Source organism: Acidobacteriota bacterium, from assembly GCA_040752675.1.
Taxonomy (GTDB): Bacteria; Acidobacteriota; Polarisedimenticolia; order JBFMGF01; family JBFMGF01; genus JBFMGF01.
On sequence record JBFMGF010000081.1, the window covers coordinates 1 to 7,655 of the forward strand.

At 47.9% G+C, this 7,655-nt stretch carries 7 protein-coding genes and 1 pseudogene; 2 read left to right on the forward strand and 6 right to left on the reverse strand.

Going from position 1 to position 7,655, the window contains the following annotated elements; translation table 11 throughout:
• Window positions 1–104: 104 nt before the first annotated feature.
• Both AB1756_07615 and AB1756_07620 read left to right on the forward strand, forming a co-directional pair.
• Window positions 105–2,111 (forward strand): TonB-dependent receptor plug domain-containing protein, encoded by a 2,007-nt coding sequence (locus AB1756_07615; protein ID MEW5807194.1) that lies wholly within the window; start codon window positions 105–107, stop codon window positions 2,109–2,111.
• 40 nt (window positions 2,112–2,151) lie between these two features.
• Window positions 2,152–3,612: a nucleoside hydrolase gene (locus tag AB1756_07620; GenBank protein ID MEW5807195.1), complete on the forward strand. Its 1,461-nt coding sequence runs from the start codon at window positions 2,152–2,154 to the stop codon at window positions 3,610–3,612.
• Window positions 3,613–3,637: 25 nt separating this feature from the next.
• On the opposite strand, the gene AB1756_07625 is transcribed toward AB1756_07620, so the two are convergent.
• From AB1756_07625 to AB1756_07650, 6 genes and pseudogenes are all read right to left on the reverse strand, one after another.
• Window positions 3,638–4,012 (reverse strand): hypothetical protein, encoded by a 375-nt coding sequence (locus AB1756_07625; GenBank protein ID MEW5807196.1) that lies wholly within the window; start codon window positions 4,010–4,012, stop codon window positions 3,638–3,640.
• A gap of 117 nt (window positions 4,013–4,129) precedes the next feature.
• Window positions 4,130–4,339, reverse strand: a pseudogene (locus tag AB1756_07630) (NAD(P)-binding protein).
• 112 nt (window positions 4,340–4,451) lie between these two features.
• A complete protein-coding gene (locus AB1756_07635; GenBank protein ID MEW5807197.1) occupies window positions 4,452–4,877 on the reverse strand; it encodes a hydrogenase iron-sulfur subunit in 426 nt (141 codons plus the stop codon).
• Between the two features lie 41 nt (window positions 4,878–4,918).
• The gene (locus AB1756_07640) at window positions 4,919–6,079 is read right to left on the reverse strand and encodes a 4Fe-4S dicluster domain-containing protein (protein MEW5807198.1); all 1,161 of its coding nucleotides are present in this window, start codon (window positions 6,077–6,079) and stop codon (window positions 4,919–4,921) included.
• A complete protein-coding gene (locus tag AB1756_07645) occupies window positions 6,021–7,166 on the reverse strand; it encodes a 4Fe-4S dicluster domain-containing protein (GenBank protein MEW5807199.1) in 1,146 nt (381 codons plus the stop codon). The genes AB1756_07640 and AB1756_07645 overlap by 59 nt, the downstream gene beginning before the upstream one ends.
• A complete protein-coding gene (locus tag AB1756_07650; protein MEW5807200.1) occupies window positions 7,163–7,588 on the reverse strand; it encodes a hydrogenase iron-sulfur subunit in 426 nt (141 codons plus the stop codon). The genes AB1756_07645 and AB1756_07650 overlap by 4 nt, the downstream gene beginning before the upstream one ends.
• Between the last annotated feature and the right edge of the window lie 67 nt (window positions 7,589–7,655).

Sequence of the window (7,655 nt, forward strand, 5' to 3'; positions counted from 1 at the left end):
CGGATGCAGATGAACGCTGTGTTGCATGGTAAAATCGTGATAAAAGAGGATAGCATGATAATCAAAAGTGTGCTATTTTTTGACTCTCCAATGGGCACGACACCATGAACATGTTCTACGCACGAATGTTGTTCCTCTTCTTCTGCTTCGTCATTTTCAGCGCACCGCATCCTCTCCATTCGGCCAACCTCCCCTCGGATGATGAAGAAGAAAAGAAGCAGGTCGATGAACCGGCCGAGGAGGAAAAACCCTCTTTTACAGAGAAGATCGTTGTCGTTGCGTCTCCCATCATCGAAGGGAACATTGTCAACGAATACGCATCACAGGTGACGATCGTGACCGATGAGCAGATATCGGATCTCAACGCTCAGGATCTTCCAACCGCCCTGAGGAGAGCTCCCAGCATCGTCATTTCACGACACAATCCGATCGGGAGCTTCGGAGGAGGCGAAGGCGGGGCTCTTTTCATCCGTGGACGCGGAAGTTCCCGCCCCGGCGCCGAAATACAAACGCTCATCGACGGCGTTCCCATCTTCGTCGGTGTCTGGACGCATCCGCTGATGGACACCCTCAGTATCGACACCGCCGAGCGGATCGAAGTGTATAAAGGAGCTCAACCGATCCTCTTCGGAAACATGGCTTTTGGAGCAGTCAATGTGATCACGAAAAGAATGACTGACGACGGGTTCAGCACACGCTTGCTCGGGGCCGGCGGAAGTTTTTCCACGTTCATCGAAACGATCGAGCACGGGGGGAAGAGAGGACCATTCGACTATTTCCTGATTCAAAGTTACAGGAAATCGAATGGGCACAGGGACAACGCGGACGGAGAGCTGCAGGAGTATTTCGGCAGTGTCGGTCTCCAGCTCTCAGACGCATGGTCAGCAAGACTCATTGTCAACCACACTGACAACTATGCGAATGACCCGGGTTCATCGGACGGTTCCATACCGTCCGATGGGAAGTTCGGCGTTAGTGACGAGCTGGCGATTCTCACGTTGCGGAACGCATACCGGTATGGAAAAGGAGAGATAAAACTGTACTGGAACAGAGGCGACATCGATTGGGTCGATCAGTTCAACGAAACGACCGGATTCAACGACAGCGATACGCTGACCGATTATGAGAACTACGGTCTTCGCATGAAAGAGTCGTTTCAGCTCGGAAGCGGAAGCGAAATCATGGCGGGCTTCGATCTTGACACGGTCAGCGGCAAGGCTCATTTCGTGGAACCGCCTGAGCCTGCGTATGATTTCGGCAGTGAACTGTTCAGGATCGCTTCTCCTTTCATCGCGATTACAAAAAGCTTCAAAACCGAGAATGGCTGGCGCATCTCCCCATCGGGAGGAGTCAGATTTCTTTCTCATAGCCGTCTCGACGATGATTGGGGCTATCAGGCAGGATTGCTTTTCGGAAAAGGGAAGAACGATTTCCACGCTTCGTATGCGCATGGAATCAATTTTCCCGGGCTGAACGTCGTCGTCTTCGATGAGCTTTTCCTCCCGGGAGACAACCTGTGGGAAGATCTAAAGCCGGAGAAGATCAACCACGTCGAAGCAGGATTCGGCCATCAATTCAGCAGCAGACTGAAAGCGGACATCACATACTTCTACGACAGGAGCCGCAACCGTTACGTCATCGTTCCCCCGCCTCCGTTCCCGCCCACGTTCGAGAACATCGAACGCTCGCAAACGAGCGGGATCGAAGCGACGATCACGGTACGACCGAACGATCGCTGCGCCGTTTTTGCAGACGTTACGTACCTGAGCAGTTCTCCGGAACGGATACCGTATGCCCCGCAGTGGACTTCGGGAATAGGACTGAACTACGGTTTTCTCGATCGCTTCCAGCTCAGCCTCGATGCCGAATATGTGGATGAGCATTTCGTGGGATCACAGGACCGGCTAAAAGATTCCGAAAACACAGCCTCTGTAAGCTCGTATTTCCTTGTGAACGGGAAGCTGTCATATGACTTCGCATTTCCATCGCATCCGACACGTGCGCAGCTCTATATTGCCGTGGAAAATCTGACGGACAACAGCTATGAGCTCAAACAAGGGTATCCCATGCCCGGCATCAATGGAATGGTCGGATTGGCCCTGGACTTCTAAGGAACTTGAAACGAAATGACGGATTGATAAAGAATATGGAATGATGAAATATCAAAAACCACGTCTTCTGTTTTTGCTCTTCACCGCTATCATATGCTCGGCGGTCTTCCACAATCATTACGTGAGCGTCGCTCACGAAGATGCGGATCATCATGCCGACGATCTCCTCAAGGTCATGGTGGATACCGACATGGGACTCGACGATGTCCGCGCTCTCTTCACCCTTTTCGGGGATTCTCGAGTTGATATCAAAGCAATCGTTACGGTCGAAGGATCGGCATCCATCGGGAAAGGCCTCGACAACGCCATCGGTGCGATCGAAGCGTCCCACAAAGATTCCATCCCCGTTTTTCGGGGAGTTGCCTTCAAGAGCGGGGAGATCCCCCGGTGGAGAGAAACGGTGGATCGGCTGGCAGGATTTCCTTTTCCGCCACCCAGACGAGTAGCACCACAGGAATCCTCTTTTCAGGGAATAGTCTCTCTGGTCCAGAATCACGACGGAGAGATCCATTATCTGGCGCTCGGTCCTCTGAGCAATCTTGCCCGACTGGAGGCAGAGAAGCCCGGAATCCTGGCTCGCCTCCACACGATCTGGATCCCGGCATCGGTAACCGACAATGGTCAGATAGAGAGCTGGAACTTGGCGTACGATAGAGGATCGACTCGCACAGTCTTTGACAGGGCACCGCGGATCATCCTGCTCGATGTCTCTGCAGCGAAAACAATCGATCCGTGCACCAGCTTTTCCTCCATCGATGCTTCTTCGTTTCCTGCGTCATGGATCGAACGCCTGTTCCGAAATCTATGCGCGAAGGGCAAGCATTGCATCATGTATGACGAGTTGCTTGCTGCATCGCTCATCGGTACGAAGATCTCGATTGTCTCCGATACTGCACACCGGGCTTTCGTGTCCGATGTGATACGGATCGAGCCTGACATACAAGGGAACATCTACATGGCAAGCATCCAGGATCTCGATGGTGCAGTCGATCTGTTGAAGGATCTCTGGAGCAGACCGTTCCAAAGAGAACCGATGCATACGCACACTGCCGAGCTGATATCGACAGAGGATCTCCTCAAGCGATTCCACGGGCATCTGGGACCTTACGTCGTCCTCGGCTACAGAATGGGGCAACTCGCACTTGAACTCACCGGATCGGATGGGCATTTCAACATCACTGCAGACGTTCATTCCATCCTGAAACCTCCTCAATCCTGCCTCATCGACGGCGTTCAACTAGGAAGCGGCTGCACGCTCGGAAAAAGAAACATCGAAGTACATGAAACGGATGGACCTGCTTTCGCGATCTTCACCGTGAAAGGCGGCAGCAAAGTCACGATCAGGATCCGCAATGCTATTCCTTCGATCGTGACCGGGCTCATCAATGAAGACGGAGTCGAAGCCGCGGGCCAAACCTTCCTCGAAAAAGATTCCAGCGAGCTGTTCGAGATCCAGACTTCGTATCCGGCAGAAACCGATGCTGAAATGGAAAAGAAGTGAAGCGTGTCGTTCTACAAAGAGTCCATCACATTCCCGCCGCCCTGATCCTCTTCTCTCTGATCCTTTCCATTGGAAGATGATCAAAAAAGTCTATGAGGTCGATCCCCTCATCTGCCCGGAATGTGAAGGTGAGATGCGGATCATCTCCTTTTTGACCGATTGGGTCGTTGTGGACCGCATCATCAAGCACCTTCATCTGAGTTTTATGGCCCAGCGCCCTCCCCCTCCTCAAGGAATTCACCACATCATCGAGCCAGAAGGCGCACCAGCGGATATCTTTTGACGGATTGAGATCCTCCCTCGAGCTGAAAGTCTGCCTCATTCCGGCCTCTTCTCTCCCCTTTGCTTCCCTATCCATCCCTGATTCCACTTGCTCGTTCCCTTCGTTTCCTCTTGACAATCATCTTTCTACAGGTATATACATTATCCGGAGAAGTTGACCAGCATCAAGAGTGGATGAATCGGGGAAAAGTTGACAACATGCCACTGAATAGAAAAAAGAAATTCCTATCAATCCAATGCTTAACTTGCGCTCAAAGATTGCAACTTTCTTCCCTTCTTTTGCCAGATAGTAGCCAGCGATCATCCCGGATGGCCCAGCACCAACAATAGCCACATCAACCTCCAGCGAATCCAGGAAGCCTTTCATGAAGTCTTCAATTATGGCCTTCGATATGACTACCTCATCTAACTTCTTATTCTCTTCACTCTTATTTGGTCCTTTCATTTTATATTTCCTAATTGCAATGATTCTGGATCCCTTCTGAGAGAATTGGGCTTTGACCATGAGCTGAGATTCGTGATGATAACAGTGATTCCATTGGTTGTCACAGGGCCTTCTACAAGAATATTTCTTCTCGAACAGGGCTCGGTCCTAACTTATTTATTCTCCCATTGAATTCATTAGTCACCTTGGAAAATCGTTGACCCTCTGAAGCAGAAACCCACCATAGGCCGATGCGCTCTGGTTCAAGATCGAGGTTCTCGAAGATCTTTTGAAGTAAAATGAATCTTCGGCGGGCATTATAATTTCCTTTCTCGTAATGGCAATCACCCGGATGACATCCCAGCATCATGATCCCATCCGCACCTTTTAGAAAAGCTTTAATGATATAAAGAGGATCTATTCTTCCAGAGCACATCACTCTGATGGGCACAATAGGGGATGGTACTTTCAACCTGCTTGAACCGGCAAGATCAGCTCCTGCATAAGCGCACCATTTGCAGAGAAAAGCGATGATCTGAGGTGAATATTCCTTATTCATATCTATTGCCTCTCTTTTCAATCTCTAGTATGAACACTTCCTCATTCCCCAATTTCCTTGAACTCATCCTCTCTGTAAGTAACAAAAGGAACGGCTTCTTCGATATCCCATCCGGGTTCATAATCAAATGTTTTTTGGATCGATTCACCCACTTTGGAAAAAATGGCGGATAAAGGTATATTAACGGGACATACATCTTCACACATTCCACATCCTATGCAAGAAGCACTCACATGGGAGAGTCTTCCTAGATGATAAAATATTGTATTGGGAGGAATTCTCAGTCCTCCTTTTCGATCAAGATCATGGTCTAACGCAGAAGGTTCTGATTCATTTCGCTGCGAATCGAAAAAGCACAGATTGCAGTAGCAGATCGGACAGACACTACTGCAGCCATGGCATCCTATGCACTTGCCAAAAAGCTTTATGATTCCTTCCACTCCTTGTATTTCCCCTCCTATTTCCTCAAAGAGTTTCTTTTTTTCTTTTTCTCTTTTATCCTTGAATAGAATTATTTTTTCGGTCTCCAGCTCCGCTTCTCCAATTTCACCTTCTAAACCTGCTGTGAATTTTTCTCCCTTCTCTGAATTTAAAAAAATCTTAAATTTTTCGTGTGCCTTTTCCTCACCGATCAAAGAAACCACTATGTCAGCATTTTGGGGTATGAAATGAAGGCAACTTTTGCATGCATTCCTTATGGCTGGAATTATTTCAGCACTTAGACTCTCATCCCGATATTGGGAGACCAATTTTTCCAAATCTCCATTGATACTTGTGTCAAGAGGATAAACTCCCGGGCAAGTTTGGCTGATAAACAAAGAGTTATCGAGACTTCCCTGCTCCATTTTCACAAGCTCTATGAATGCTCTCAATTCACATGGCTTTAACACCACAGCGAGAGGCTCTGTAAGTGCTCCTCGCAAGGTAATATGAGAGAGAAGCTTCCCGGCATTGGCAGGCATCAAAGGAAAGAGAGGAAGGGCATCTCTCAGTTCCTCGGGACTGGTCATTAAGGAATAACTGATGCCTTTATTTCCATTTATCTTTTTTAGACTGATAATGCCTCTTACCTTATCCTTTTCTAAGAGGAACTCCAAAAGCACTTTCATTCCTTCATCGATACTTTTTTTCATTTCCAGCAATTTAGGCATTTTTCTCCCCTCTCTTTGCATAGATCTCTGAATACGGTTTTTCCACATCATGAAGCTCTTCTTCTTTGTAAATAACGACGGGAAGAGGCTCCTCTTTACTTGAGCCTGGCTTGTAGTTGAACAGCCGTTGCGTTCTGTCAGCGACCAGGCTAAAAACTTGGGATACGGGAATGCTCATAGGGCAGGCATCTTCACATGTCCCACATGTGACGCATGAAAGAATCATGTGGGACATTCTTCCCAGGTGGAAAAGCAAAGTATCTGCAGGCAATCGGAGACTTCCCTTTTTCTTGGCCCTATTGATGAAATTCTCTGGGGGAAGTTTAAAGGCATCTGAATCAAAATAACATTGACGGCAGTAACAAACAGGACAGACCCTCATGCAATTATGACAATTGATGCACTGACTAAAAGTCTCCAATAATTTTTGTGACCCTTCCACATTGCTTTTTAAAACTTCGTGTGCTTCGTATCTTTTCGCCTCTCTTTCCTTTTTCAGTTTTTCCACTTCTCTTTCCCAGCGATCCAGAGAATCCTCTATTTTGAGATCCATTGCCTTCATGATCCTTTCCCCTTCCGATGTAAGGGGAATAAGGAACATTTTCCCGGTATCTGCTCCCAATAGACCTATATGCAGATCAGCGGGACCTGAACTGAACTCTGTACAGATCTTGCAGATCGGCCGTATGCTTATATCTTCCCAATTTTGATAATTATCCTGGGATATCTGGTCATTTTTACCGGGGTCCTCTATATAGTCAGACAAGGGGATGACACCGGGACAGTCAAAACTCATAAGAAATAAGTTACCCAAACTTACCTGTTTCAGTTTCAATAGCTCGATGGTGGCTCTTATCTCGCAGGGATGCATAATGACAAGTATTTTCTTACTGGCGTTTCCTTTTCTCGTCAGACTGGAGATGGCTTTCGCTCCCTGAACAGGTATAACCGGTGATAACGGAAACGCCCCCTCGAGTATTGATTTGTCATTGATGAGCAAATAAGCGAATGAGTCACCTGAAGGAACTCTGTGAGGTGTGATAACAGCATCAAAGCACCCTTTTTCCAGACCCCCTTTGAGAAAATTTAGAATCGTTTCTTCCAGATTTTTTTCAATGCCCAAAATTGTGCCTTTCATGTGTCACTCCTTTCCCTGAGCGGATTAGGGCCGATCTCTTTTATGTAATCATTGAATTCCGTAGCGGTGTCCACAAACCTTCTTCCTTCGCCATGGGCCACATATCTGAACCATACTCTGTCTTCGCCCAAACCCAGAGAATCCAGGATGGATTTCGTGATTGCCACTCTTCGCCGCGCTCTGAAATTCCCGTCCTCATAGTGACAGTCTCCTGGATAGCAGCCGCTGATCAGCACCCCATCGGCACCTTCAACGAAAGCCCGTAAGATATGAACCGGAGAAAGAGACCCGGTGCAGTTCACCCTGTAGGGAAGAACATTTTCAGGATAATAGAAATGATAAGCAGATGCACTTTCCGCTCCGCCCGTTCCACACCAGTTACACATGAAATATATAATCTTGGGTATAAAATCTCTGCTCATGATTCCCCCTTATCTCGTAGAGCCTCTGTTAAAAAAATAATGATGAAGATCAAAATCTGATTTGATC